General features: G+C 41.2%; 3 protein-coding genes. All 3 read right to left on the bottom strand.

All coding sequences use genetic code 11. The features are described 5' to 3' along the window. Nucleotides 1-189: transposase family protein (locus tag NIES593_RS21795; protein ID WP_217652003.1), on the bottom strand; the 189-nt coding region annotated here is incomplete at its 3' end. A 505-nt stretch (nt 190-694) separates the two neighbouring features. Then, nucleotides 695-2,095, bottom strand: a complete 1,401-nt coding sequence (locus NIES593_RS21790) for a (Fe-S)-binding protein (RefSeq protein WP_073601590.1) — start codon at nt 2,093-2,095, stop codon at nt 695-697. A gap of 52 nt (nt 2,096-2,147) precedes the next feature. Beyond that, on the bottom strand, nt 2,148-3,440 hold the full coding sequence (locus tag NIES593_RS21785; protein ID WP_073601589.1) for an FAD-binding oxidoreductase: 1,293 nt from the start codon (nt 3,438-3,440) through the stop codon (nt 2,148-2,150). Nucleotides 3,441-3,705: the final 265 nt, after the last annotated feature.

The raw sequence follows: 3,705 nt of genomic DNA, 5'->3' as shown, positions 1-3,705 counted from the left end.
TAAATGGAGATATGAATTTAGGTATTTCTGCTTAATCAAAAAGTGGGATGCTCCCGTTCCGATATGAAAATAGGTTCGGTATTCTCGCCAATACTCAAGAGTCATTAAGATTTGGTCTTCTGCACTTAATTTACTTGGTCGTCCTGTCTTTTTCTGTAATACTTTTTCGGCTTCTAGGACTTTTACCATCTCTTTAAAAGTTTCTGGATACACCCCACACAGACGTTTAAACTCTGTCGGCTTTAAATTTTTTATCTAAGAATACGTCATGATTATTTCCGATCGCGCTACTCTATTTTACATAGCCATCTTAGATTTTTGCAGGAGGTCTATTAATGACAGAGATAGTCGATCGCCCTCACCCCAAACCCTCTCCCAAATAGGGAGAGGGGAGAAGAATGTCGATCGCGAAAACCTGAAAATTGGTATGACATTAAATTCGGTTAAACAAACACAATACCTAGTAGTGCGGAAAGCGTAGCGGGTGCGGAGCGCCTTACATCCTGCTCGCGAGCGGGACTATATATTATGGCTAATTAAACGGATTTGATATGACTTATTGGTAGAGCCATATTTGATAACACGGCGAGTCGATTCCAACTCGGCACGAGAGAAGCTAGAGACTGTTGTCGCGATGCCAGACATTAAGATATCTCAAGATATCTTGACAATTTTCTATGGCTCAAATCCATAGTTAAATTTTCAACTTAATTCCCCGAATTGAATAATCTAACAATTCCATTGGATGCATTAGAGGAATTTCTTGACCTTTCAATTTCATGTGTTTCTTAAGTTGTAACGAACAACCAGGATTGGGAGAGGCAATTAATTGTGCACCCGTATCGAGCAAATTCTTAACCTTTTGCTGACCTAATTCATTAGCAACTTCTGGTTGTAGCATATTATAAACTCCGGCACTGCCACAACATAAAGCAGCATCTAGCGGTTCTTTTAACTTCACGCCAGGAATTTGTTTTAACAACTGACGCGGTTGCAAGCTAATTTTTTGTCCGTGCAACAAATGACAAGCATCTTGATAGACAATTGTCAAGTCTTTTTCGGTTAATGGCGATAAATTTGTCGTTAATTTTGCTTCTGCCAAAAACTCTTGAATATCTCTGACTTTGGCGACAAATTGTTTAGCTTTTTCTTGATATTCTGGGTCATCTTCTAAGATATGGTTGTATTCTTTTAGAGTATGTCCACAACCCGCCGCATTAATAATAATATAATCGACTTCCGTTCCTTCAAAACTGTCAATCATTTGTCGGGCTAAAGCTTGCGCTTGTGCTTCTTGTCCTTGGTGTGCGGGTAAAGCTGCACAACAACCTTGTGTTTGGGGAATAACAACTTCGCAACCATTCGCCGTTAAAACTCGCACAGTTGCCTCATTAACTGGTGAGAAAAAGAGACGCTGTACGCAACCTAGAATGACTCCAACTCGATAGCGTTTCTCTCCTTGTGCGGGAATAATATCGGGTAAATTGTCGCGCAAAGATTTTAAATTAACTTCCGGTAAGATTGATTCCATTGCTGCTAAGCGAGGGAAGAATCGATTTAGCAAACCCGTCGCACGAACTAATTTTTGTATGCCTAGTTTTTGATACAACCACAATAGGGGCAAGAAAATTCGCAAGCGATTGGGATAGGGAAAGAGATTAAAAATTAACGTTCTAATTAACTTATCTTTTAAACTGCGGGGTTGATTGCGTTCGACTTGAGGGCGAGTTGCAGCAATCAATTGGTCGTATTGAACGCCAGAGGGACAAGTAGTGACGCATGCCAGACATCCCAAACAAGAATCAAAATGTTGGGTAGTCGTTTCGTCTAATGCTGCTTCACCTTTGTTAATTGCATTCATGAGATAAATTCTTCCTCTCGGAGAATCCATCTCTTTGCCAATAACTCGATAACTCGGACAAGTGGATAAGCAAAATCCGCAGTGAACGCAAGTATCGATTAATTCTTGTTTGGGAGGATTTTTGGGATCAAATCCTTTGATTTCTTTATCGAGCAAACTTTGTACGTCAAAGCTTTTCAATTCATTAGAAATCGATTCAACTGGATTATTTAAAGCTTTATCTGATGTTTGCATAATAACTTTATGTTTTAAAATTTACAAATGACAAGTGACGAATGACAAATGACTAAATTTCACCAACAAAACATCCCGGACTAAAAATATTATTGGGATCGAATTTTTGTTTAATTTGGCGCATCATTTCTAGGGCATTCCCTGTATAGCCCCACTGATCTAATTGTTTTTTAACTGAAATTGGGGCTTCTAAAATTGTGAGAAAACCTTGATGCTCTTGACAGAGCGATCGCATTTTTTGAATCTGGTTAATTTCTCCATGTTGGCAATGCAGTTGTCCCAAACCACTACTAATATTAATCGCGATCGCTCCTTGGTTATTAGTTATGCGATCGCATTGTTCTAGAATTTTAGAAGCTGCATTTGGTCTGACTGCTATTTTGCAAGTTACGGCATTCTCTGAGCTAGGAACTCGCGTTATTTGTTGCAATTTTTGCCATAAATTTGTTTCATCGCGATCGCAATACGAACTCGTTTTTAAGCCCAATTGTCGGGCAACCGATTCAACTTGTCCTATCTGTTCTTTCACGCTTTCGACTATGCTTTGAAAACGGATGGCTAATCCTATTTCCTTACCGATTTCTAGGCGATTGACTAAACTGCCAGAAAGCATTTGGGCAGCAGTCGGTGCTAAACCAGACATCAGCAATGTTTGCGTTGCCGCGGCAATAGCATTGGTTTCTCCAGTCAAAACAATTGTTTGCGAAGCTTCTGGAATTGGATAAAGTCTGAAGGTAACTTGAGAAATAATTCCCAGCGTACCATAGGAGCCTGTAAAAAGCTTCATCAAGTCATATCCAGCCACATTTTTTACCACCCGTCCCCCAGCTTTGGCGATTTGTCCGTCAGCACGAACAAAAGACAATCCCAATACCATGTCTCTAACGCCGCCATAGCGTTGTCGCCAACTTCCAGAATCAGCCGTTGCAACGATCCCGCCAATGGTAGCCGATTCTGGATAGGCGGGATCGAGGGGAAGAAATTGATGGCTTTGACTTAAAAGTTTCTGGAGATCGGCTAGTTTAACTCCCGCTTCTACGGTAACTGTGAGATCGCCGACTGCGTGTTCGATGATGCGATCGAGGTGCTGGGTACTGACGACCAGTCGAGCGTCTTTTACCAGTCCTCCCCATCTTAGTTTACTACCGCTCCCGCAGGGAAGAACGGAGAATCGCTTTTCGCTAGCAAATTTAATGATTTCTGAGAGAGATTCCTGATTTTTGGGAAAACTCAGGCAGCTAGGAGGCGTTTGAATGGCGATCGCTCCTTGTATCTTCTTCTGCCATATCGGTTCTACCTTTTCCCAGGCGATCGTTTCCAGTTTATTGGCAATCTCGTAAGTCATTATAAAGACGAGCGATGGTGTGGGTTGGCATTCTTATTTCAGCGTACCGTAAGGAAGGGTAAGTTTAAGAAAATTGGAAGTTGAATCGGCATGAAAGATAAGTTATCCCTTCGATAGAAAAAGTTGAATAAATTTGTTTTGATTTCATGCCAAGACAAGGACTGGGGATGAAGTAATATCATTTTTCATTCATTAATGACACAGATAGTCGATCGCCCTCACCCCCAACCCCTCTCCCGAATAGGGAGAGGGGGGAGAATGTCGA

It is taken from the genome of Hydrococcus rivularis NIES-593 (genome assembly GCF_001904635.1).
Classification (GTDB): Bacteria; Cyanobacteriota; Cyanobacteriia; order Cyanobacteriales; family Microcystaceae; genus Hydrococcus; species Hydrococcus rivularis.
This window is presented reverse-complemented; position numbering and strand designations above follow the sequence as displayed.